This window comes from Nocardia sp. N2S4-5, from assembly GCF_044628355.1.
GTDB classification, from domain to species: domain Bacteria; phylum Actinomycetota; class Actinomycetes; order Mycobacteriales; family Mycobacteriaceae; genus Nocardia; species Nocardia wallacei_B.
Genome location: NZ_JBIUPM010000001.1, coordinates 5,840,654 through 5,861,605 on the forward strand (window position 1 = coordinate 5,840,654; position 20,952 = coordinate 5,861,605).

At 69.0% G+C, this 20,952-nt stretch carries 23 protein-coding genes; 11 read left to right on the forward strand and 12 right to left on the reverse strand.

The window, feature by feature from the left end; all coding sequences use genetic code 11:
• Positions 1–60: 60 nt before the first annotated feature.
• On the reverse strand, positions 61–354 hold the full coding sequence (locus tag ACFMRZ_RS26825) for a chorismate mutase (RefSeq protein WP_187685319.1): 294 nt from the start codon (positions 352–354) through the stop codon (positions 61–63).
• Positions 355–659: 305 nt separating this feature from the next.
• Between ACFMRZ_RS26825 and pcrA the strand changes: the two genes are divergently transcribed.
• Positions 660–3,245 (forward strand): DNA helicase PcrA, encoded by a 2,586-nt coding sequence (gene pcrA, locus ACFMRZ_RS26830; RefSeq protein WP_400181219.1) that lies wholly within the window; start codon positions 660–662, stop codon positions 3,243–3,245.
• A 25-nt stretch (positions 3,246–3,270) separates the two neighbouring features.
• Here pcrA and ACFMRZ_RS26835 read toward each other — a convergent pair whose 3' ends face one another.
• On the reverse strand, positions 3,271–4,407 hold the full coding sequence (locus tag ACFMRZ_RS26835) for a M23 family metallopeptidase (RefSeq protein WP_400181220.1): 1,137 nt from the start codon (positions 4,405–4,407) through the stop codon (positions 3,271–3,273).
• 581 nt (positions 4,408–4,988) lie between these two features.
• On the opposite strand from ACFMRZ_RS26835, the gene sucC reads away from it, so the two are divergent.
• From sucC to purH, 6 genes are all read left to right on the forward strand, one after another.
• A complete protein-coding gene (sucC, locus tag ACFMRZ_RS26840) occupies positions 4,989–6,155 on the forward strand; it encodes an ADP-forming succinate--CoA ligase subunit beta (protein WP_195100379.1) in 1,167 nt (388 codons plus the stop codon).
• Positions 6,156–6,168: 13 nt separating this feature from the next.
• Positions 6,169–7,083, forward strand: a complete 915-nt coding sequence (sucD, locus tag ACFMRZ_RS26845) for a succinate--CoA ligase subunit alpha (protein ID WP_400181221.1) — start codon at positions 6,169–6,171, stop codon at positions 7,081–7,083.
• 353 nt (positions 7,084–7,436) lie between these two features.
• On the forward strand, positions 7,437–8,528 hold the full coding sequence (locus ACFMRZ_RS26850; protein ID WP_280275267.1) for a DUF5336 domain-containing protein: 1,092 nt from the start codon (positions 7,437–7,439) through the stop codon (positions 8,526–8,528).
• A gap of 158 nt (positions 8,529–8,686) precedes the next feature.
• The gene (locus tag ACFMRZ_RS26855; RefSeq protein ID WP_400181222.1) at positions 8,687–10,207 is read left to right on the forward strand and encodes a DUF6350 family protein; all 1,521 of its coding nucleotides are present in this window, start codon (positions 8,687–8,689) and stop codon (positions 10,205–10,207) included.
• A 91-nt stretch (positions 10,208–10,298) separates the two neighbouring features.
• Entirely contained in the window at positions 10,299–10,931 is a 633-nt protein-coding gene (purN, locus tag ACFMRZ_RS26860; RefSeq protein ID WP_280270639.1) for a phosphoribosylglycinamide formyltransferase, read from the forward strand.
• Positions 10,928–12,490: a bifunctional phosphoribosylaminoimidazolecarboxamide formyltransferase/IMP cyclohydrolase gene (gene purH, locus ACFMRZ_RS26865; protein ID WP_400181223.1), complete on the forward strand. Its 1,563-nt coding sequence runs from the start codon at positions 10,928–10,930 to the stop codon at positions 12,488–12,490. The genes purN and purH overlap by 4 nt, the downstream gene beginning before the upstream one ends.
• A gap of 295 nt (positions 12,491–12,785) precedes the next feature.
• On the opposite strand, the gene ACFMRZ_RS26870 is transcribed toward purH, so the two are convergent.
• From ACFMRZ_RS26870 to rpmB, 5 genes are all read right to left on the reverse strand, one after another.
• Positions 12,786–13,247, reverse strand: coding sequence for a hypothetical protein (locus tag ACFMRZ_RS26870; protein WP_400181224.1), 462 nt, complete (start codon positions 13,245–13,247; stop codon positions 12,786–12,788).
• An 84-nt stretch (positions 13,248–13,331) separates the two neighbouring features.
• Positions 13,332–13,586, reverse strand: a complete 255-nt coding sequence (gene rpsR, locus ACFMRZ_RS26875; protein WP_187685309.1) for a 30S ribosomal protein S18 — start codon at positions 13,584–13,586, stop codon at positions 13,332–13,334.
• Between the two features lie 71 nt (positions 13,587–13,657).
• Positions 13,658–13,963, reverse strand: coding sequence for a 30S ribosomal protein S14 (rpsN, locus tag ACFMRZ_RS26880; RefSeq protein ID WP_280270636.1), 306 nt, complete (start codon positions 13,961–13,963; stop codon positions 13,658–13,660).
• A gap of 164 nt (positions 13,964–14,127) precedes the next feature.
• On the reverse strand, positions 14,128–14,292 hold the full coding sequence (gene rpmG, locus ACFMRZ_RS26885; RefSeq protein ID WP_195100367.1) for a 50S ribosomal protein L33: 165 nt from the start codon (positions 14,290–14,292) through the stop codon (positions 14,128–14,130).
• A complete protein-coding gene (gene rpmB, locus ACFMRZ_RS26890) occupies positions 14,292–14,528 on the reverse strand; it encodes a 50S ribosomal protein L28 (RefSeq protein WP_280270635.1) in 237 nt (78 codons plus the stop codon). Before rpmB ends, rpmG begins: the two co-directional genes overlap by 1 nt.
• Positions 14,529–14,673: 145 nt before the next feature.
• On the opposite strand from rpmB, the gene mrf reads away from it, so the two are divergent.
• From mrf to rpmF, 3 genes are read left to right on the forward strand one after another with little or no spacing between them, the layout of a single operon-like run.
• Positions 14,674–16,011, forward strand: a complete 1,338-nt coding sequence (gene mrf, locus ACFMRZ_RS26895; RefSeq protein ID WP_400181225.1) for a ribosome hibernation factor-recruiting GTPase MRF — start codon at positions 14,674–14,676, stop codon at positions 16,009–16,011.
• Between the two features lie 4 nt (positions 16,012–16,015).
• Positions 16,016–16,306 (forward strand): type B 50S ribosomal protein L31, encoded by a 291-nt coding sequence (locus ACFMRZ_RS26900; protein WP_400181226.1) that lies wholly within the window; start codon positions 16,016–16,018, stop codon positions 16,304–16,306.
• A 3-nt stretch (positions 16,307–16,309) separates the two neighbouring features.
• Complete coding sequence (rpmF, locus tag ACFMRZ_RS26905) at positions 16,310–16,483, forward strand: 50S ribosomal protein L32 (protein ID WP_280270632.1); 174 nt, start codon at positions 16,310–16,312, stop codon at positions 16,481–16,483.
• Between the two features lie 12 nt (positions 16,484–16,495).
• Here rpmF and ACFMRZ_RS26910 read toward each other — a convergent pair whose 3' ends face one another.
• Both ACFMRZ_RS26910 and ACFMRZ_RS26915 read right to left on the reverse strand, forming a co-directional pair.
• A complete protein-coding gene (locus tag ACFMRZ_RS26910) occupies positions 16,496–16,720 on the reverse strand; it encodes a hypothetical protein (protein WP_400181227.1) in 225 nt (74 codons plus the stop codon).
• Between the two features lie 386 nt (positions 16,721–17,106).
• The gene (locus ACFMRZ_RS26915) at positions 17,107–18,096 is read right to left on the reverse strand and encodes a DUF1906 domain-containing protein (RefSeq protein WP_400181228.1); all 990 of its coding nucleotides are present in this window, start codon (positions 18,094–18,096) and stop codon (positions 17,107–17,109) included.
• Positions 18,097–18,438: 342 nt separating this feature from the next.
• On the opposite strand from ACFMRZ_RS26915, the gene ACFMRZ_RS26920 reads away from it, so the two are divergent.
• Entirely contained in the window at positions 18,439–19,092 is a 654-nt protein-coding gene (locus ACFMRZ_RS26920; RefSeq protein WP_400181229.1) for a hypothetical protein, read from the forward strand.
• 80 nt (positions 19,093–19,172) lie between these two features.
• On the opposite strand, the gene ACFMRZ_RS26925 is transcribed toward ACFMRZ_RS26920, so the two are convergent.
• Genes ACFMRZ_RS26925 through ACFMRZ_RS26935 form a run of 3 tightly spaced genes read right to left on the reverse strand, consistent with a single transcriptional unit; the run spans position 19,173 to position 20,947 of the window.
• Positions 19,173–19,976, reverse strand: coding sequence for an MHYT domain-containing protein (locus ACFMRZ_RS26925; RefSeq protein ID WP_400181230.1), 804 nt, complete (start codon positions 19,974–19,976; stop codon positions 19,173–19,175).
• Between the two features lie 7 nt (positions 19,977–19,983).
• The gene (locus tag ACFMRZ_RS26930; RefSeq protein WP_400181231.1) at positions 19,984–20,592 is read right to left on the reverse strand and encodes a GTP-binding protein; all 609 of its coding nucleotides are present in this window, start codon (positions 20,590–20,592) and stop codon (positions 19,984–19,986) included.
• The gene (locus ACFMRZ_RS26935) at positions 20,573–20,947 is read right to left on the reverse strand and encodes a DUF742 domain-containing protein (protein ID WP_187685299.1); all 375 of its coding nucleotides are present in this window, start codon (positions 20,945–20,947) and stop codon (positions 20,573–20,575) included. The genes ACFMRZ_RS26930 and ACFMRZ_RS26935 overlap by 20 nt, the downstream gene beginning before the upstream one ends.
• Between the last annotated feature and the right edge of the window lie 5 nt (positions 20,948–20,952).

Genomic DNA, 20,952 nt, shown 5'->3' on the forward strand with positions numbered 1-20,952 from the left:
CCCGGGCGAAAACACCGGGGCGGTCTCTGGGGCAGCGGCGCTCGGGAGCGCCGCGTGTGGTCAGTGGCCGAGCCGGCCGCGGCCGAGGCGCAGCAGCAGCATGGCGAGGGTGTGGCCCTCCTGGCCGAGTTCGCTGAACCGCTCCAGCACCTTCATCTCCCGCGAGTGGACCAGGCGCGGTCCGCCGTTGGCCATCCGGGTGCGGCCGATGATCCGCGAGATCTCGGTGCGCCGCTTGACCGCGGCGAGAATCTCGGCGTCGAGCCGGTCGATCTCCTTGCGGAGTTTATCGATCTCCGCCTCGCTGCTGGGCAGCGCGGAATCGGACCCGGTCTCGGTCGTAGAGGTACTCATACTTTCTCTCCTCGTGTCAGAACTTCGATCGGTGCGCGGCCCCACCCCGTTACCGATCGGTTCTTTCACCGTGAAACAGACCCGGTGGGTCTTTCATTGTCCCCCGTCGAAACATGCGCTCAGGTGCAAGGTCGGTGACCACGACAGGCTGTGCTCAGCCGAGCGGAAGTGGACGCGAGAGCGCTGGTCATGCCGCCAGTCTGCCACGGGCCCCGAGGCGAGCCAAACAGTTCTTCGTTCTCGCGGCTGCGGAGTGCGTCACCGGACTACAGGATGTCGGTGCCCGCCGGTAGCGTGGATGGACGATGGAGACGACGGTGGCTGACAAGACGCGCTCTGCTTCGGAACCGGCAGATTCCGAACGCCCGGAGCGGACCGAGGGGGACGAGCTGAACCGACGGCCGGCGGGGGGTGCGGAGCCCGCCGACCGCGCGCGAGAACGGGCCGAGGGGCTGCTCGAGGGCCTGAATCCGCAGCAGCGGGCGGCGGTGGTGCATTCGGGTTCGCCGCTGCTGATCGTCGCGGGCGCGGGGTCGGGCAAGACGGCGGTGCTCACCCGCCGCATCGCCTACCTGCTGGCGGCCCGCGGCGTGACACCGGGCCAGATCCTGGCCATCACCTTCACCAACAAGGCCGCCGCGGAGATGCGCGAGCGGGTGAGCGGACTGGTCGGCCCGCGCGCCACCAACATGTGGGTGTCCACGTTCCATTCCAGTTGCGTGCGGATCCTGCGCACCCAGGCCGGGCTGCTGCCGGGCCGCAACTCCAACTTCTCCATCTACGACGCCGACGATTCGCGCCGCCTGCTGGCCATGATCATCCGCGACCAGGACCTGGACCCGAAGAAGTACTCGCCGCGCCTGCTGGCCACCGCCATCTCGAATCTCAAGAACGAACTGATCGATCCCGAAACCGCCTCGGCCGACGCGGAATCCGACGAGAGCGAGCTGCCCGGCATCGTCGCTCAGGTCTACACCGAGTACCAGCGGCGGCTGCGCGCGGCGAACGCGCTGGACTTCGACGACCTGATCGGCGAGACGGTCGCGCTGCTGCAGCACCACCCGCAGGTGGCCGAGTACTACCGGCGCCGATTCCGGCACGTGCTGGTCGACGAGTACCAGGACACCAATCACGCGCAGTACGTACTGATCCGGGAACTGGTCGGCCACCACGCCGAGGCCGAGGTCGACGACGCCGATGCCGGGGCGTCGGCCGCCGATCCGGAGTTCACCCCGGTGCGCCGCGAGGACGCGGTACCGCCCAGCGAACTGTGCGTCGTCGGTGACGCCGACCAGTCGATCTACGCGTTCCGCGGCGCCACCATCCGCAACATCGAGGAATTCGAGCGCGATTTCCCGGACGCCGAAACGATTCTGCTGGAACAGAACTACCGCTCCACCCAGCACATCCTGTCCGCCGCCAACTCGCTGATCTCCAAGAACGAGGGCCGCCGCGAGAAGAAGCTGTGGACCGATTCCGGCGACGGCGACCTGATCGTCGGCTACGTCGCCGACAACGAGCACGACGAGGCCTCGTTCGTGGCCCGCGAGATCGACCGCCTGGTCGACCAGGGTGACTACAACTACAGCGACGTGGCGGTCTTCTACCGCACCAACAACAACTCCCGCGCGCTGGAGGAGATCTTCATCCGGATGGGCCTGCCCTACAAGGTGGTCGGCGGCGTCCGGTTCTACGAGCGCAAAGAGGTCCGCGACATCGTCGCCTACCTGCGCGTCCTGGAGAATCCGGACGACGCGGTGAGCCTGCGCCGCATCCTCAACACCCCGCGCCGCGGCATCGGCGACCGCGCCGAGGCGTGCGTGGTCGTGCACGCCGAGCAGCGCGGCATCGGTTTCGCCGCCGCCCTGCGCGACGCCGCCGACGGCAAGGTCGCGCTGCTGAACACGCGGGCGCAGCGCGCCATCGCGGGATTCATGGATCTGCTGGACGGGATCCGAGCGGCCGGCGCGCAGGAGGATCTGGACTTCCCCGATGTCGGCAATGTGGTCGAGGCCGTCCTGGAACGCACCGGCTACCGCGCCGAACTGGAGGCCTCCGACGATCCGCAGGACGGCGCCCGTCTGGACAACCTCAACGAATTGGTCAGCGTCGCCCGGGAATTCAGCTCCGAGGCACGCAACAACGTGGCCGCGGCCCAGGAGGAGGGCCTGGTGCCCGAGGCCGCGGAGGGCGAGCCGGAGCCGGGCTCACTGGCGGCCTTCCTGGAGCGCGTGTCGCTGGTCGCCGACACCGACCAGATTCCCGACGAGGGTTCGGGCGTGGTGACGATGATGACCCTGCACACCGCCAAGGGCCTGGAGTTCCCGGTGGTGTTCGTGACGGGCTGGGAGGACGGGCAGTTCCCGCACATGCGGGCCCTGGGCGACCCGACCGAATTGGCCGAGGAGCGCCGCCTCGCCTATGTCGGCATCACCCGCGCCCGCCGCCGGCTGTATCTCACCCGCGCGGTGGTGCGATCGGGCTGGGGTCAGCCGGTGTCGAACCCGGAATCCCGCTTCCTGCAGGAGATTCCGGGCCACCTGGTCGACTGGCAGCGCCTCGAGCCCGCCGCCACGGTCACTCGCGGATTCCGCCGCCGCGGCGACGATGATGGACTGGAACGGGATTGGACCCGCGGCGACGGCTGGGATCAGCGCCCCGGCCTGCGCGATCGCGGCCCCCGCCGCCCGGCCCCCGGCGGCTCCGGCAAGCGCAACAACACCGACCTGGTGCTCGCCGTCGGCGACCGCGTCAGCGACGACAAGTACGGCCTGGGCCGAGTGGTCGCCGCCGAGGGCTTCGGCGCCCTCGCCACGGTCACCATAGATTTCGGCACCGCGGGCAAGATCCGCCTCATCCCCCAGTACAGCCGCACCCTGGTCAAGCTGTAGTAGACGAAAGGAAACTGCCTGCGGCTCAGTCTCGCTCGGGTCCGAGCGAGATGCCGCGGGACGCGAGCCAGGGGAGCGGGTCGATCGCGGAGCCGCCGTGGGGGTGGACCTCGAAGTGGCAGTGCGGGCCGGTGGAGAAGCCGCGGTTGCCGACGGTGGCGATCTGATCGCCCGCCATCACGCGCTGGCCGACGCTGACCGTGGTGGTGTCGACGTGGCCGTACACGGTGACCGTGCCGTCGTCGTGCCGCAGCCGTACCCACATGCCGAAACCGGAGGCCGGCCCGGCGTCGATGACGGTGCCGTCCTCGACGGCGTAGATGGGGGTGCCGATGGGGGCGGCGATGTCCACGCCCTCGTGCGGTGCGCCCCAGCGGAATCCGAAGCTGGAGGTGAAGTTGCCGTAGGCGAACTTCGTGTACAGCGGCTTGAGCTTGGCGGCTTCCTGGGCGGCCAGGTCGGCCGCGAACTGCTCACCGTGCTGCAAGATGTCGCTGAATTGGCTGAGGTCGGTCACCGGGGCCACGCTGACCAGCTGCGAGGACTGCTGCTGCGACCCGGCGGCGGCCGGGTCGGCGACGCTCACGGCCTGCGCCGCGATCTCGTGCACCTGCCCGTCGGCCTGGTAGTCGGTGGTCGAGGAGGGGCTCTGGCCCGTCGACTGCATGGTCGCCTGCCCGGCGGCCACGACCGCGCCCGCGGCCACCGCGACGACGGCCGCGCGGCCCTTGAGCGCGGCGGGCGGTACGGGCATGCGATGCGCGCCGGATCGGCGGGGAGCGATGCGGTGCGGGCGGGCGGGTGCGTCGTCGGCGATGGCCGCGAGCCCGGGATCGGTGTGCGACCAGCCGCTGTGCGTGCTGGACCCGTCGTCGGCGGCGCGGTAGTCGTAGTCGTAATCGCCCTGATCGGCGGCGGCGTCTTCCGGCGTGCCCCAGGAATCCCAGGCGGGGGCATCGGGTGGCGGTGTGCCCCACGGGTTCTCCGCGGGCGCGTTGTTCCACTCGGCCGCGGCCGGGGCGCTCCAGCCGTGCTGGGCGGGGACGGCCGCGGCGCCGGTGTAGGAGCCGAACTCCACACCGCCGAACGGATGGTCGCCGTCCTGCCGGTAACGCCGGGCGGACTGGGCGCGATGTCCGTGCTGATACGGATCGGCGGTCATCGGCGCGGGCCCGACTCGGGATGACGCGATGCGGCGGACAGGTCGCCTGCGGAGCGGCTCTCTACCTGCGGAGCGCTGTGCTGCAACAAGCCTGCCGTCCTCCTGTGTCGTCTCCGAGTCTCACCGTGGTGACGCGAGTTGTCGTCCGCGGGACGTATTGTTCCCGCCGACGTCGTGACCGTGCTGTGACATCGACCGCATCGACGGTAACGAAACGATTGCAGCTCGGCAAGCGCTGCGGTCCATCTGTCCTGACATGTGAGATTGATCACGATAACACCAGGGAATATCTCACTATCGAGTGGGCATTGAGGTGAGCGTACTCGACGACGATTCGTAGTAATCGGTCTCCCGGGTCGGACTTCTCCGGCTCGACCTGCCGTGGTATCCGCAACCTACTCGCCGGTAGCCTTGGCCAGCGCTTTTACCGCCCCGGTATGCGGGCCCGTGACCTGCGCCACTTAGGCTGTATGCGGCTGATTTCCCCTCCATGTGACTGATTAGAGTCCGATTCGACCCGCCTCCGACGACGGGCCGCCAACAAAGTCGTTGTACAACAACGCAGACGAGACGGTGAGTACATGGATCTCTTCGAATATCAGGCGAAGGAGCTCTTCGTGAAGCACGGAGTGCCTTCGTCGGAAGGCCGGGTCACGGACTCGGCCGAGGACGCCCGTGCGATCGCGACCGAAATCGGCAAGCCTGTGATGATCAAGTCGCAGGTCAAGGTCGGTGGCCGTGGCAAGGCCGGCGGCGTGAAGTACGCGGCCACCCCCGAGGACGCCTTCACCCACGCCTCCAACATCCTGGGCCTGGACATCAAGGGCCACGTCACCAAGAAGATCCTGGTCGCCGAGGCGAAGGACATCGCCGAGGAGTACTACATCTCCTTCCTGCTCGATCGCGCCAACCGCACCTACCTGGCCATGTGCTCGGTCGAGGGCGGTATGGAGATCGAAGAGGTCGCCGCCACCAAGCCCGACCGTCTGGCCAAGGTGCCGGTCGACGCGGTCAAGGGTGTGGACCTGGCGTTCGCCCGTTCCATCGCCGAGCAGGGCCATCTGCCCGCCGACGTGCTGGACGCGGCCGCGGTCACCATCCAGAAGCTGTGGGAGGTGTTCGTCAACGAGGACGCCACCCTGGTCGAGGTCAACCCGCTGGTCCGCACGCCGGAGAACGAGATCCTGGCGCTGGACGGCAAGGTCACCCTGGACGAGAACGCCGACTTCCGGCACGCCGACCACGCCGAGTTCGCGGACCGCGACGCCACCGATCCGCTGGAGCTGAAGGCCAAGGAGAACGACCTCAACTACGTCAAGCTCGACGGCGAGGTCGGCATCATCGGCAACGGCGCGGGCCTGGTCATGTCCACCCTGGACGTGGTCGCCTACGCCGGCGAGAACCACAACGGCGTGAAGCCGGCCAACTTCCTCGACATCGGTGGTGGCGCCTCGGCCGAGGTGATGGCCAACGGTCTCGACGTCATCCTGAACGACGCGCAGGTCAAGAGCGTGTTCGTGAACGTGTTCGGCGGCATCACCGCGTGTGACGCCGTGGCGAACGGCATCGTGAAGGCCCTGGAGATCCTGGGCGGCGAGGCCAACAAGCCGCTGGTCGTCCGGCTCGACGGCAACCGCGTCGAAGAGGGCCGCAAGATTCTGGCCGACGCGAACCACCCGCTGGTGACGCTGGCGCAGACAATGGACGAAGGCGCCGACAAGGCCGCCGAGCTGGCTGCGGCCAAGTAAGGAAACAGGTCAAATGTCTATCTTCCTGAACAAGGACTCCAAGGTCATCGTCCAGGGCATCACCGGCGGTGAGGGCACCAAGCACACCGCGCTGATGCTCAAGGCCGGCACCCAGGTCGTCGGCGGCGTCAACGCCCGCAAGGCCGGCACCACCGTCTCGCACACCGACAAGGACGGCAACGCCGTCGAGCTGCCGGTGTTCGCCGGTGTCGCGGAGGCCATCAAGGAGACCGGGGCCGACGTCTCGATCGCCTTCGTGCCGCCGAAGTTCGCCAAGGACGCCATCGTCGAGGCCATCGACGCGGAGATCCCGCTGCTCGTGGTCATCACCGAGGGCATCCCGGTGCAGGACACCGCCTACGCGTGGGCCTACAACGTGGAGAAGGGCAACAAGACCCGCATCATCGGCCCCAACTGCCCCGGCATCATCACCCCGGGCGAGGCGCTGGTCGGCATCACCCCGGCCAACATCACCGGCAAGGGCCCGATCGGCCTGGTCTCCAAGTCCGGCACCCTGACCTACCAGATGATGTACGAGCTGCGCGACTTCGGCTTCTCCACCTCCATCGGCATCGGCGGTGACCCGGTCATCGGCACCACCCACATCGATGCCATCGAGGCGTTCGAGAAGGACCCGGAGACCAAGCTCATCGTCATGATCGGCGAGATCGGCGGCGACGCCGAGGAGCGGGCCGCGGCCTACATCAAGGCCAACGTGACCAAGCCGGTCGTCGGCTACGTCGCGGGTTTCACCGCCCCCGAGGGCAAGACCATGGGCCACGCCGGCGCCATCGTCTCCGGTTCGTCGGGCACCGCCGCGGCGAAGAAGGACGCGCTGGAGGCCGCGGGCGTGAAGGTCGGCAAGACGCCGTCCGAGACCGCCGCCCTGGCCCGCGCCATCCTGGAGAATGCCAGCGTCACCGCCTGACCCACGGCACTACGCGCGAAGGCCGCCTCCCCCGTCTTGGGAAGGCGGCCTTCGATATTCGGCCCCTCGTCCCGGCATGCTCGTGGCCGGAACGACGGGAGGGGCTCAGGGTGCGGGCAGCAAGTGGCACAGGCCGAGCGTGCGCACGACCATGCAGAACATCTCGTTCAGATCCATCCGGATACCTCCGTTCGCTTCGCTTGCATCACGATTCGAGCGGGCTGCGGGTTCACGGCGGAATCTGCGAGGATCGGCCTGGATGCGGTGCCCGTGACCAGGCGGCGCGATTGCAGTAGCGTCAGTGAGGGCATCCAGCCGTGTAGACCATGAAGGACTCGATAGGAGACGACCACATGTCATACCCGACCGGGGGCTCCGGGTACAACGCGCCCGCACCGACGCCCTCCTCCGCGCCCAGCTTCGGCCAGACGGGAAGTAGTGCCGGTGCTGGATCCGGCGCGACGGAGTCGAGCGGCTCGAGCGCCAAGGGGCTGCCGTTCTTCTTGACCGTGGGCGTCGCGGCGCTGGGCGTCATCAACTTCCTGCTGGGCTTCACCGCCTTCGCCTCGTCGAAGGCCCAGGATCTGGGCATGGGCGTGAAGACCGAGGCCCAGTCGGAGACCTTCTTCAAGGCCGTCGGCATCTCGCCGCTGCTGGTGTTCCTGCTGCTCGGCGGTCTGCTGGCGGCCCTGTCGCTGCTGCCCAAGCAGAACTGGGTCGGCGCCGCCGCGGCGGCCAGCGCCGCCGGTTTCCTGGGCCTGCTGTTCCAGTCGTTCAGCCTGCCCGACGAGATCAGCCTGGCGTGGGGCGCCTGGGTGGTGCTGTTCCTGGGCCTGGTGCAGACGGCGGCCGCGGTGGTCGCGGTGCTGTTCGAATCCGGCATCCTGTCGGCGCCGGCGCCCAAGTCGGCGGCGGCCGCGGGCGGGTACGGCTACGGTCAGCCGGGCCAGCAGTCCTACGGTCAGGGCCAGTCGGGGCAGGCCGCCTACGGCCAGCCGGGCCAGCCGGGCCAGCAGTCCTACGGGCAGTTCGGTCAGCAGAGCTACGGCCAGCAGGGCCAGCCCGCGCAGCAGCAGTCCTACGGGCAGTACGGGCAGCAGTCCTACGGCCAGCAGGGTCAGTCGCAGTACGGACAGCAGCCCTCCTACGGTCAGGGTCAGCCGAGTCAGCCCGGCCAGTACGGCGGCGGCCAGCAGTACGGCGCGCAGCCGGGGGCGCAGTCGCCCTACGGTGCGCAGCCGCAGCGCCCGCAGCAGCCGACCGGTGACGAGAACGCCACCCAGCACATCTCGGCGCAGCCCGGTCAGCAGTACGGTTCGCTGAACTTCGGCCAGAGCGGGCAGGCCGGGCAGAGCGGGCAGGCCCAGCCGTTCGGCGAGAGCCAGGCCTCGAACCCGGCCGCGGACGCCACCAAGGCCTTCCGCCCCGAGGACGACCAGAAGTAACAACGCGCATCGGCGAGTCAGGCCGCGCTATCCGGCGCGCCTGACTCGCCGACGCGTATCGAGCTGTCACGCTGAATCCTTGTGAGCGAGTTGTCCGGTGACCGTCGTGCGCGGTCGAGGCCGGTCGCCCGAGGTCGAGTGTCCGGCAAGGTGGTGTCATGAGATCGTCTCCGGCCCGGTGGGACGGTCACCGGGAGCCGGCGGGTGCGCCGACCGGTCGGCGCGGCGGATCCGGCCGGACGCCACCGGGGGACAACGTCTTTCTCTCGCTGAGCCCGGAGCGGGCCAAGATCCTGCTGTTCATCGCCGCCCGCACGGCCAGCTTCACGATGGTCACCGTGGTGGCGCTGGTATTGATCACGCTGTGGGCGGCCGGTAGCGGCATGACCGGTGCGTCCGGCGCGATCGCCGCGGGCTGGCTCGGCGTGCACCAGGTTCCGCTGGTGATCGGCAAGACCTCGCTGGGACTGCTGCCGTTGCTGCCGACCGCGCTGATGCTGTGGTCGGTCGCGCGCGACTGCGCGCGGGCGGTGGAGCCCGACGCCTCGCGCGCCGATCTCGGCTGGATCGTCGGCGCGGCACTGGCCGGGCCGCTGCTGATCACGGCGGTCTGCCTCGCGGTCGCCGAGGACGCGTCGGCCGTCGTGGCGCTGCAGCCGCCGGCGACCCTCGCGGCGTTCGGCTGGGTGCTCGGGCTGCATCTGGTCGCCGCGGTGGCCGGTATCGCGAGCCGACCGAACCCCTTGCGCGAGTTGGCCGTTGCCTACCTGCCCGAGTGGGTCGCGCCGGGCGCGCGGGCGGCGCTGCGGGCAGCCGGGCGGCTGCTGGTGGTGGCGACCGCCCTCACCCTGATCTCGTTCCTCGCGCACTGGTCGCGCATCGGCGACACCTATGACGCCGCGGGCAACGTGGTCGGTGTGCTGGGCCTGACGGTGCTGTCCCTGGCGTATCTGCCGAATGTGGTGCTCGGCTCGGCGGCCGTGCTGCTCGGCGCCGAGGTGCACATCGGTACCGGCGGGCTGAGTGTGTTCGAGGTCTCCGGTGCGCCGGTGCCGGGCCTGCCGATCCTGTCCGCGGTCCCGGCCGGGCCCGCCGCCGGATGGTGGCCGGTGCTGCTGCTCGTCCCGGCGGCGATCGGCGTACTGAATGGAATCGACTGTGCCCGAACCTCGTACGACGAGGTGCGCGCGCCGTGGGCGACGCTGGCGTCGGCCGGTTTCGCGGCCCTGCTGACCGTCGTCTTCGGCGGACTGGCCGGTGGCGCGGTGGGGTCGTTCGGTTATCTCGGCCCCGCCCTGCCGCTCGCGACCGTGCTGATTTTCGCGTGGCTGGCGATTCCCGGGTATGCCGCCCTGGTCTACGCGCGGCGGTTCCTGCCGAATCTCGCACCGTCGTCGGCGTTCGGATACGACGAATACGCGGATGACGACGAGGACAACTACGCCGAGAGCTACGACTACGACGAGCGCGAGGCCGACTACGCCGACGACCGGTACGCCGACTACGCCGACTACCGCCGCGATACCGAGGTGGTCGAGGGCGAACTGGTCGAGGAGCAGCGCGCGCTCGGCGGCCGGATCGGTCCCGGCGCCGGCTTCGCCGACGAAACGGCCGACATTCTGGACGCCGAGGTGGTAGAGGCGGACCTGCCCGAAAGTCGCCGAACCGACGGTCGTTAGGCTCTACCGCGGTGGTTCTTTCGTGGCCGCCCCCTCCGGTAGACCCCGACACGCTGGGAGTAGAGCGCTGACGACCCCGCCCGCCCGCCTGGTGCCTCCGACGGCGCCCGCGACCGTCGTCGTGCTCGCCTCGGGCACCGGATCGCTGCTGCGGTCGCTCGTCGAGGCCACCGGACAGCCGGACTACCCCGCGCGTGTGGCCGCCGTCGGCGTCGACCGTGCCTGTGCCGCAACAGAACACGCCGAAGCCGCCGGCATCCCGCATTTCCGGGTCGCCGTGGCCGACCATCCCGATCGCGCGGCCTGGGACGTCGCGCTGACCGCGGCGGTCGCGGAGCACGAACCCGACCTGGTGGTATCGGCCGGTTTCATGAAGATCTTCGGCCCGGCGTTCCTGGAGCGATTCGGCGGCCGGACCCTCAACACCCATCCCGCGCTGCTGCCGTCCTTCCCCGGCGCGCACGGGGTGCGTGACGCGCTCGCCTACGGGGTGCGGGTGACCGGATCCACCGTGCATCTCGTCGATGCCGGTGTCGACACGGGACCGATCCTGGCGCAGGAGGCGGTGCCGGTGCTACCGGACGACGACGAGGCGACCCTGCACGAGCGGATCAAGGTGGTGGAGCGACGGTTGCTGGCCGAGGTGGTGGCCGCCGTCGCGACCCGAGGCATTGTCTCCGATGGACGAAAGGCAGTTATCCCAGATGAGCGAGTTCTCCGGTGAGTGAGCGCAAGCCGATCAACAGGGCGCTGGTCAGCGTCTACGACAAGACGGGACTGGTCGAACTCGCCACCGGGTTGCACGCCGCCGGCGTGGAACTGGTGTCGACGGGGTCGACCGCGGCGCGCATCGCCGGCGCCGGTATCCCGGTGACCAAGGTGGAGGACCTGACCGGTTTTCCGGAAACCCTGGACGGCCGGGTGAAGACGCTGCATCCGCGGGTGCACGCCGGCATCCTGGCCGACCTGCGCAAGCAGGAGCACGCCGACCAGCTGGCCGAACTCGGCGTCGAGGCGTTCGAACTGGTGGTGGTGAACCTCTACCCGTTCACCGAGACGGTGGCCAGTGGCGCCACTCCCGACGAATGCGTCGAGCAGATCGATATCGGCGGCCCGTCCATGGTGCGCGCGGCGGCCAAGAACCATCCTTCGGTGGCCGTGGTCGTCGACACCGGTGACTACGACGACGTGCTGGCCGCGGTGAAGTCCGGCGGCTTCGACCTCGCCGAGCGAACCACGTTGGCGGCCAAGGCATTCCAGCACACCGCGAGCTACGACGTGGCCGTGGCGAGCTGGATGACGAGCGTGCTGACGGCCGATCCCGCTGCCGCGCAGCAGTTTCCGGGCTGGGTGGGCGGCACCTGGACCCGCGAGGCGGTGCTGCGCTACGGCGAGAACCCGCACCAGTCCGCCGCGCTGTACGCGAACAACGACGGGCGCACCGGGCTGGCCCAGGCGACGCAGTTGCACGGCAAGGAGATGTCGTACAACAACTACACCGACGCCGACGCCGCCTGGCGCGCCGCGTGGGACCACAGCGCCGCCGCGGTCGCGATCGTCAAGCACGCCAACCCCTGTGGCATCGCGGTCGGCGCCGACATCGCCGAGGCGCACCGCAAGGCGCACGCCTGCGATCCGGTGAGCGCGTTCGGCGGCGTCATCGCGGCCAACCGCGAGGTGACCGTGGCGATGGCCGAGCAGGTCGCGGAGATCTTCACCGAGGTGATCGTGGCCCCGGCCTACGCCGACGGCGCGGTAGAAGTGTTGCAGCGCAAGAAGAATGTGCGCATCCTGGTCGCGAGCGAACCGCGGCGCGGCGGCGTCGAGCTGCGCCCGATCAGCGGCGGTGCGCTGCTGCAGCAATCCGACATCATCGACGCCGAAGGCGACGATCCGGCCAACTGGACCCTGGTCGCGGGCGAGGCCGCCGACGCGGCAACCCGCACCGACCTCGAATTCGCTTGGCGCGCATGCCGAGCCGTGAAGTCCAACGCGATCCTGCTGGCGCACGACGGCGCCTCGGTGGGTGTGGGGATGGGGCAGGTGAACCGGGTGGACGCGGTGCATCTGGCCGTGCTGCGCGCCGGCGAGCGTGCCAAGGGTTCGGTCGCGGCGTCGGACGCCTACTTCCCGTTCCCGGACGGACCGCAGCAGCTCATCGCCGCGGGCGTGAAAGCCATTGTGCAGCCGGGTGGTTCGGTGCGCGACCAGTTGACCATCGACGCCTGCCGCGAGGCCGGTGTGACGATGTACCTGACGGGCGCGCGGCACTTCGCCCACTGACTAGTTCGGCACCCTCCTCGAAAGACGAAGCCCTGCACGGAATCAGCGTTCCGCGCAGGGCTTCGTCTCATCCAGCCACCGGGCCTTCCTCATCCCGGCACCCGGGTTTCGCTATCCCAGCCGGGGCGGGGAGCGAGTCGAGTGGCTTGTGCCAGGGAACGTATCACCGGGCACACCGCCATTGTGTCAGATCATTTCGCTATAAATGCAGCATGATTCGGCGAAGTGATGTACATCACAAAGAAACTTCCCCGCGAAACCTTCATTTGTTCTTGCATTTGTGCTTTCGCCGTTTTTACCTGGCGCTGAGCACCTTTCGCTCACCGAGCGGTTGCTTCAGCGGCACCTCGAGCGTTCCGAAGACCGCGATCATCGTGCACATTCGACCGGCGGCCTCCGGTAGCGTTCCCGCGCGCAGTTCGACGGTGACCGTGCTGTCGGTCTCGGTGGTAGTCGCGTCCACGCCGTAGCATTCGGGCGAACCGATCTGGAAGTCGACCGCGATCCGGTCGGGAGCGACCCGGCTCCAGGAGTCGAACGGGATCGGCCGGGCGCCCGTGATCGCCGGGTTCGCGGTGAACATCCGGCCGGGCTGGGGCGGGTTCTGCTCGGTGGGAGTGCTCGGGCCCGAGGAGGTGGTGGTGCTCGTATTCGCTTGCGCGCCATCGTTGTCCGAGCCGCCGCAAGCCGCGGCCGCCAGGGTCGACAGCACCGCGGCCGCAGCGGCGAGGCGACGCGGTCCCGAGATCGGTTTCATGGCTGTTCACCCTAGTGGGCAGCGCGAACCCCCCGACGCGTCGACACCGGGGGGTTCGGGCGGAACTCTGCTTCTCGGCCGGGATCAGCGGCTGGTGAAGGGCAGCAGCGCCATTTCGCGGGCGTTCTTCACCGCGATGGCGACCTGCCGCTGCTGCTGCGGGGTCAGCCCGGTGACGCGTCGGCTGCGGATCTTGCCGCGGTCGGAGATGAACGTGCGCAGCAGGTTCACGTCCTTGTAGTCGACGATCTCGACCCCGGCGGCGATGAGCGGATTCTTCTTCGGGCGGCGCGCCTGCTCGGCACGGACCTTCTTCGACGGTGCTCGCTTCACGGCCATGTCAGTATCCTTCCTCGGCATGCGTTCCGGGCCCGGCCTGGGTACGCAAGCTGCACGAGATCTGCGGTGGTCTACCAGCTCGATTTGTGCACACCGGGCAGCTCCCCCCGGTGGGCCAGCTCGCGCACGCGTACGCGAGAGAGACCGAACTTCCGGAGATGACCACGTGGGCGTCCGTCCGTGGCGTCCCGATTGCGCAATCGTACCGGACTGGCATCGCGCGGCAGCCGCTGCAGGGCGGCCCGCGCGGCGGCGCGCTGTTCCTCGGGAGTCGTGGGCTTGCGGATCAGTTCCTTGAGTTCGGCGCGCCGCTCCGCGTACCGGGCCACGATGACGGCGCGCTGTTCGTTGCGCGCGATTTTGGACTTCTTGGCCATGTCAGCGCTCCTCGCTGTGTTGAATTGCGCCGCCTCCGGCGTCGCGGTTCGCGGCCCCCTGCGGGCCGGGTCTTCCCTCCTCCGCTCCTCCGCTTCGCTCCCCCGCTCCGTCAGTCCAGACCCGACCCGGGTCCGCGAACTCGATGGTTGGCGTATGGGCCATGTCAGCGCTCCTCTCGGAAGTCGACGTGCTTGCGGATGACCGGGTCGTATTTGCGCAGCACCATGCGGTCGGGGTCGTTGCGGCGGTTCTTGCGGGTGACGTAGGTGAAACCGGTTCCGGCGGTGGAACGGAGCTTGATGATCGGCCGGATCTCGTTGCGTGCCATCAGATCTTCTCTCCTCGCGCGCGCAGCCGGGCGACGACCGCCTCGATGCCGTCGCGGTCGATGGTCTTGATGCCCTTGGCCGACACGGTCAGCGTGATCCGGCGGCCCTCGCTGGGCAGGAAGTAGGTCTTGCGCTGGATGTTGGGATCCCAGCGGCGATTGGTCCGCCGATGCGAGTGCGAGACGGACTTGCCGAATCCCGGCTTGCGACCGGTCACCTGGCAGTGAGCCGACATAGGAGCCTCCTGTTTCCGATGGCGGTGCTCCCGGGCCGCGAGGACCCGCCGCTCACACCGCAATGACAATCATTTTCGACAATGGTCGTTCGAGACTGTACCGTGGGCCTGCGTTAAATGAAAATCATTGTCGAAAGAGGTTCCGGTGCTGTCTCATCCCGACCGCCGCACGCCCGTCGTGATGCTGGCCGGCTTCGACGGTCTCACGACGACCGGCGTGGATCACCTGGCGCGGATGCTGCGGGACACGCCCGGCACCGTCGTGATCCGCCACGACCTGACCGAACTGCACCAGGGCATCGTTCGCCGCACCGTCTCCTACCTCCCGCTGGGGGAGGCGTCGGGCGAGGTCATCCGCCACCGCACCGTGCACGAGCTGGCGCACGGGTGCGTCTCCTGCACGCTGCGGGCGGATCTGCTGCCGCTGCTGTGTCGGCTGACGGCGCGGGATTCGGTGCGGCGCATCGTGATCGCGCTGGATCCGGCGTTCGAAGCGGAGGCGGTGTGCCATGCGATCGCGAATGTTCCCGTCGCCGGGGTGGTGGGCCGGATCGACGGCCCGGCCGGGCGGGACGTGCGGGTCGAGGCCGTGGTCACCTGCCTGGACGCGCGGAGCTGGCTGGCGGACGCGCTGAGCGAGGAGACCCTGGCCGACCGCGGGCAGGCCGACGCCGACGACGATCGGACGGTGGCGCAGCTCGCCGTGGGCCAGGTCGAATTCGCCGATGTCGCAGTGGTTCTCGGCGCGGACGGCACGCTCGAATCGGACCGGGCCCGGCTGAGCGCGGTGCTGGACCGGCTGCTGCCGCAGGCGCCGCGGGTATGGGCGAACGATCCGGAGGCGTTGGGCGCCGAGCGGATCGAGGCGTTGCTCGCGGAAATCCCGGCGGACTCGCGGCGCGGCCGCCTCTTCGACGCGCACGCCCCGCTGCTGCGCGGGCAGCCGCCGCTGGACACCGACCACGGCGTGACGCTGATCGAGTTCGCCACCGACCGCCCGTTCCATCCCGTCCGCCTGCACGAGGCGCTGGACGTGCTGTTCGACGGCGTGGTCACCGCCCGCGGCCGGATCTGGCTGGCCACCCAGCCCGACGAGGTGGTGTGGCTGGAGTCGGCCGGCGGCGGGCTGCGCGTCGGTTCGGCCGGGCCGTGGCTGGCGTCGATGTCACCGCGGGAGCTGGCCGCCGCCGACCCGGATCGGCGGGCGCTGGCGGCGCTGCGCTGGGATGAGCAGTTCGGCGACCGCGACATCTCGCTGGTGATCCTCGCCTGTGACGGCGATGCCGACGAGATCCGCCGCGCGCTGCACTGGGCGCTGGTCGACGACGCCGAACTGCTGCTGGTGCACAGCGCCCCGGAACTGGTGGCGCAGTGGGAGGACCCGTTCGGCGAGTGGCATGCGGACCCGTGCGCGGACGGGTCCGAATCCGACCCGGCATCCAGCGCCTCGCCGACCGGCGAGCAGCGCACGACAGAAAGGTAGGGCCATGAAGGCAGGAATCCATCCGGATTACCATCCGGTGATCTTCGAGGACGTGAGCACCGGCAAGCGCTTCCTCACCCGCTCGACCGCGACCGGAACCCGGACCGCGGAGTGGACCGACGGCAACAGCTATCCGCTGATCACCGTCGATGTCACCGCCGACTCGCACCCGTTCTGGACCGGCGCGAATCGCGTACTGGACACCCAGGGCCGGGTGGAGAAGTTCGAACGCAAGTACGGCAGGCGGCCACGCGGCGGATCGTCGTCCACTCCGACCGAACGAGGGGAGGGCTAGGCGATGGCGGTTCCCAAGCGGCGGATGTCGCGGGCGAACACCCGCAGCCGGCGAGCGAACTGGAAGGCGACGCCGCCCGACCTGGTGCCGGTCAGTGTCGGGGGCGTCACCTATCGGGTACCGCGGCGCCTGGTGGCCGCCGTGCGCCGGGGCGTGATCGACCCGGAGCGGCTGTAGCGGCCGGGGCGGTCAGCCTTCCTTCGCGGCGAGGTCGGCCAGGGCGGCCGCGAGCCGGAAGTACTTGTTGCCGGCCAGGTCCGCGACCGTCTTGATGCCCAGCGCGTCGAGCAGTTTGGCGTCGTGGCTCTCGGTGAGTCCGGCCAGTGCCGACGGTGGTGCGGAGAGGACGTCCTTCAGTTCCTTGTTCTCGTATGCCTTGTCGAGGACCTTGTCGAGGGACACGGTGACGGCCATCGGAATCTCCTTGAGAACGAGTCGGGTTCGGGCAAGCAGACGATAACTCGAAGTGTGCTCGTTTTGGGGAGTATTGGTGGATTCGAGTCGGGACCGTCCAGTCTGTACAGTGCTGTCCGACATGAATGATTTGCCCGAATCCCGCAACCGCGGTGGGAATCACGACGTTGCGACTAGCTGCAAGCTCGTACACATTGCGATTGCTTTGCGGTAACTGATCGTCGAATTACCTACTGGTAGTTCGTTTTTGAGCGACGAAAAAGTCGCGCCGAAGTGATGCTTTCGTGGCGTTGCCCCGGTACGCTCGTCCGGGAGGGCGGGTTCTCCCGAGAAATCGCGAGAACCCGCTCATCGCCACTCCGGCGCGCTTCCCGTCTTCTCTCGCTTTATTGCTTTGTGCCCGTTGCTCGTTGGGTTCCGTTCTGCGGGCCCTCCTCGCCGCGGCCGGGTAGCGGGAGATCGGCCAGCAGCGCCTCGAGCCTGGCCAGCTGATCGCCCACGAGTTCGGCCGGGCCCTGTAGCAACGACAGCGGCCACGGCCAGTGGTGCCCGGACAGCCGCTCGACCTCCTTCTCCAACTCCGCGACCGTCGCCTCCAAGTCACCGATCTCGGTGCGCAATTCGGCGATCTGCGCCAAGGCCGCTGCCACACCGTCCACCAGCGTGCGGTTACGGCCGTTCGCGTCGGTGCCCAGTTGCGGCCAGCCCGCCAGTCCAGGACCGCGCTGCTGGATCTGGATATCGCGCAGAATCGCGTCCTGTTCCGGCGTCAACTCTCCTACCTCCTGATCGAAATCCCATTGCCCGAAGTCCACGGCCTCGGCCTCGTTCACATCGCAGACCACCCCGTTGACGACCACCTGCCGACGCGTCTGATGCAGCTGCCGGCGGGTGTCGACATTGCCGCCCGACCAGGCATCGGTCTGCCAGGCCCAGCGCGCGACGCCGGCGTCCAGAGCCCGGCTCACCGGCCAGTACCCGCCGTAGATCCCGATCCATTCGCGGCCCAGCACGGTGGCCGCGCCGTCGAGATAGGCGTTGATCGGAAGCTGCTGGGCGGGCGTGGCGTCGAAGTCGACGGAAAAATAGACCGGCCGGTCGGTACGGCCGTCGCAGCGCAGTATCTGCGCCACGGCTGCGCGGGCGTCGGTGACCCCCGCCGCGAAACCGTCGAGCATGCGGGTGGCGGTGGTCTCCCAGTTCGAGACGATCGATATCTCGTGGGCGCGCAGGTCCTCCGCCTCCTCGGGGGTCAGGAGTTTGCCGGGCAGCGTCGGGCCGCCGGGCGAGAGGTAGCGGACCACGAAGTCGAAACCCGCGGCGCGGATGGCCTGGCCCCCGGGCCTGCCGGCGGCGTAGTCCAAGCCGAAACGCATGGCTCCCACTGTAATTCGCGCAGGTTATCACCGCTGACACATTGGTGAACCAGGGTGTGTCCGGAGGAAAGGCCGGCAACGTCGTCCTCGCGGCGCGGGTGCGGGGAGATGTCGCAGTAACACAACTCACAGCAGAAAGAGCTGAGCATTCGCTGAGGGTCCCTAGCGGGGAGTTTGCTGGCGGCATTTGCGGTCTCTTAACACGTGCGGCTCGGCCTATCGATCCGTTGATACATTCTGTTACGAATCCGTAATAGTGTGGAGTGAACCTACTGACGGGTTCTCAGTGAGCCTGCGCGCCGGAGGTTGGTGGCGCACCTGCTGCAGAAAGTATTCGAGGGTATGAAGTTCAGGAAGTTCGCCGCAACGTCCGCACTGGTCATCGCGGCTCTGGGAGTCGGTGCCGGGACGTCTTACGCCCAGCCCGCCGCCGTCGACAACCCCGACATCCACTACACCGCCGATGTGGTGGACAAGTCCGTGGTGGTGCGGACCGATGCCGGTTCGCTGACCACCGATAACAAACAGCTCCAGGTCCGGGACAACCGCGGAAACGTGGTTGCTGGATTTCCGCTGACCTATTTGCGGGACGGCTTGGAATATCCGATCGCGGCGGCGGCCGACGGCGCCAACGAGGTCACCCTGACGCCGAGCGTCGACCCCGCGGCGGCGCACCCGGCGCCCATGCTGCACGACGTCGCCTCCCGGGAGGAGATGGACGACGCGATGTCCAATGCCGGCACCGAGTTCGCCCTCGCCACCGGCGTCGGCACCCTCGTCGGCACCGTCATCGGCCTGGCGGGCGGTTGCCTGCTCGGCGCGCTCGTCGGGACGCCGTTCCTGGTGATCCCGGGCTGGATCGGCGGCTGCCTCACGGGCGCCGCACTCGGTGCGCCGCTGGGCGCCGCGGCGGGCCTGGTAACCGTCGGCGGCGTCGCCGGGATCGCCGTGGCCGTCGAGTACTTCAGCCGGATCAACACGCCCCCCGCGGGCTGATCGCGGCTGTGCCGCAACGCAATCGGGCCGGACCGCCGTCGTGGCGATCCGGCCCGATGCCGTATCCGTCGTGCCGCGTGTCAGCCCACCGGGTCCGGGCTGCGGCGGCGCGGTACCGCCCGGACAGGCGCGTTGTCCTGCTGGGGCGGCACCGTCGGCCGGGGGGAGCGGCTGCGGTCGGGTGCGACCAGGATCGCGGTGATCGGGATCGCCAGCGACAGCGTCCCGACCGCGAAGATCGGGACGAACAGGCTGAAAAGATCCTCGCCCACCGGTTGCAGCACGGCCGAGTCCACCCGGACCTGCACCCCGGCCAGTCCGACATAGTGCACCGCGCTGACCGCCACCGCGAACAGCAGCGCCACCCCGGTCAGCACGGGCATCGACCGGAAGCGCGAGATGGTCCACAGCACGCCGAGCGAGATCACCACCGCCAGCACGATCGAACCGGCGGTCGACGCCATGTTCACCCGCACCGATCCCTGCACCCGGATGGCGTCCATGCCGAGGTAGTGCATGAGCCCCAGTCCGAGTCCCATGGCCACGCCGCCGCCCGCCAGCCGGAGCGGATCGGCCGCCCGGCCCATCACGAGCAGCCCGGCCAGCACCGCCGCGACGGCGAGGATCGCCGCGAGCACCATGCGGGCCACGTCGTAGCGAATCGCGCCCACCGGTACCTCGACGCCGAGCATGGTGACGAAGACCGCCAGCCAGGTGCCCACGCCGCCGAGCGAGGCGGCCGCCGCGGCCAGCCACACCAGGCGGAAGCGTGCCGTCACCGACAGCGTCGACTGCCGCACGCACGCCAGGCCCACCACGGCCCCCGCGAACGACAGGGCCACCGACAGGCCCAGCACCCAGTACCCCAGCGAGAAGTAGTGCACCGGTCCCTCAGCCCTGTCCGACGGTCTGCTGCTGTGCCGTGGTGAGGCGCTTGATGGCGTATTCGGTCACCGCCGCGAGGGCGTGCCGCACCTCGTTGGCGTTGCGGGCGTCCACATCGACCACCGGCACCTCCTCGCGGATGGTCAGCGCCTCGCGCAACTCGCTCGCGGGAAACTGTGGCGCGCCGGGGAATCGGTTGACCGCCACCAGGAATGGCAGTTCGCGCGCCTCGAAGAAATCGACCACGGCGAAGCTGTCCTCGAGGCGGCGGGTATCCACCAGCACCACCGAGCCGATGGCGCCGCGGATCAGGTCGTCCCACATGAACCAGAATCGGCGCTGCCCGGGCGTGCCGAACAGGTACAGGGTGAGGTCGCCCGGCAGCTTGATGCGGCCGAAATCCATGGCGACCGTGGTGGTTTCCTTGCCGGGGGTGGCCGACAGGTCGTCGATGCCGTCGGAAACGCCGGTCACCATCGCCTCGGTGCGCAGCGGCACGATCTCGGAGACCGCGCCGACAAAAGTGGTTTTCCCCGCGCCGAAGCCACCGGCCACCACGATCTTGGTGGATGCGGTACGGGGGTCGGGTAGTGCGTCAGAGGGCACGAAGTCCACGCAGGGTCCTCTCCATCAGGGATCGGCGCTCGTCGAAGCTCGCATTGTCGCTCAGCGTGGTATACACCCGCAGCATGCCGGCGACAACCAGATCGCCGATAACCACCCGGACCATGCCGAGCGGTCTGTTCAGGTGTGCGGCGATCTCGGCGACGGACAAGCGGGCGGCGCCGAGCCGCAGGATGTCGGTGCGCACATCACCGACGGGCCAATCGAATTGGTTAGCGTACGGCAGGGTTTCGACGACCGCCTCCATCGGCAGATCGACCGCCGGCTGGGTGCGCCCGGCGGTCAGTGCGTAAGGGCGGACGCGAGTTGTCGGCCGGCCGGGGCCGGCTCCGGAAAGATCGGACATCGCGC

What these genes read in the sequence shown, in the direction of transcription:
- rpsN (WP_280270636.1), bottom strand. Translation starts at nt 13,963, where the DNA reads ATGGCCAAGAAGTCCAAAATCGCGCGCAACGAACAGCGCGCCGTCATC.
- rpmG (WP_195100367.1), bottom strand. Translation starts at nt 14,292, where the DNA reads ATGGCACGCAACGAGATCCGGCCGATCATCAAGCTCCGTTCCACCGCC.
- ACFMRZ_RS26835 (WP_400181220.1), bottom strand. Translation starts at nt 4,407, where the DNA reads ATGACCGCCGATCCGTATCAGCACGGACATCGCGCCCAGTCCGCCCGG.
- rpmB (WP_280270635.1), bottom strand. Translation starts at nt 14,528, where the DNA reads ATGTCGGCTCACTGCCAGGTGACCGGTCGCAAGCCGGGATTCGGCAAG.
- rpmF (WP_280270632.1), top strand. Translation starts at nt 16,310, where the DNA reads ATGGCGGTTCCCAAGCGGCGGATGTCGCGGGCGAACACCCGCAGCCGG.
- ACFMRZ_RS26915 (WP_400181228.1), bottom strand. Translation starts at nt 18,096, where the DNA reads ATGCGTTTCGGCTTGGACTACGCCGCCGGCAGGCCCGGGGGCCAGGCC.
- sucC (WP_195100379.1), top strand. Translation starts at nt 4,989, where the DNA reads ATGGATCTCTTCGAATATCAGGCGAAGGAGCTCTTCGTGAAGCACGGA.
- pcrA (WP_400181219.1), top strand. Translation starts at nt 660, where the DNA reads ATGGAGACGACGGTGGCTGACAAGACGCGCTCTGCTTCGGAACCGGCA.
- ACFMRZ_RS26920 (WP_400181229.1), top strand. Translation starts at nt 18,439, where the DNA reads ATGAAGTTCAGGAAGTTCGCCGCAACGTCCGCACTGGTCATCGCGGCT.
- ACFMRZ_RS26850 (WP_280275267.1), top strand. Translation starts at nt 7,437, where the DNA reads ATGTCATACCCGACCGGGGGCTCCGGGTACAACGCGCCCGCACCGACG.
- ACFMRZ_RS26870 (WP_400181224.1), bottom strand. Translation starts at nt 13,247, where the DNA reads ATGAAACCGATCTCGGGACCGCGTCGCCTCGCCGCTGCGGCCGCGGTG.
- ACFMRZ_RS26935 (WP_187685299.1), bottom strand. Translation starts at nt 20,947, where the DNA reads ATGTCCGATCTTTCCGGAGCCGGCCCCGGCCGGCCGACAACTCGCGTC.
- ACFMRZ_RS26855 (WP_400181222.1), top strand. Translation starts at nt 8,687, where the DNA reads ATGAGATCGTCTCCGGCCCGGTGGGACGGTCACCGGGAGCCGGCGGGT.
- ACFMRZ_RS26910 (WP_400181227.1), bottom strand. Translation starts at nt 16,720, where the DNA reads ATGGCCGTCACCGTGTCCCTCGACAAGGTCCTCGACAAGGCATACGAG.
- sucD (WP_400181221.1), top strand. Translation starts at nt 6,169, where the DNA reads ATGTCTATCTTCCTGAACAAGGACTCCAAGGTCATCGTCCAGGGCATC.
- ACFMRZ_RS26825 (WP_187685319.1), bottom strand. Translation starts at nt 354, where the DNA reads ATGAGTACCTCTACGACCGAGACCGGGTCCGATTCCGCGCTGCCCAGC.
- ACFMRZ_RS26900 (WP_400181226.1), top strand. Translation starts at nt 16,016, where the DNA reads ATGAAGGCAGGAATCCATCCGGATTACCATCCGGTGATCTTCGAGGAC.
- rpsR (WP_187685309.1), bottom strand. Translation starts at nt 13,586, where the DNA reads ATGGCCGTGAAGCGAGCACCGTCGAAGAAGGTCCGTGCCGAGCAGGCG.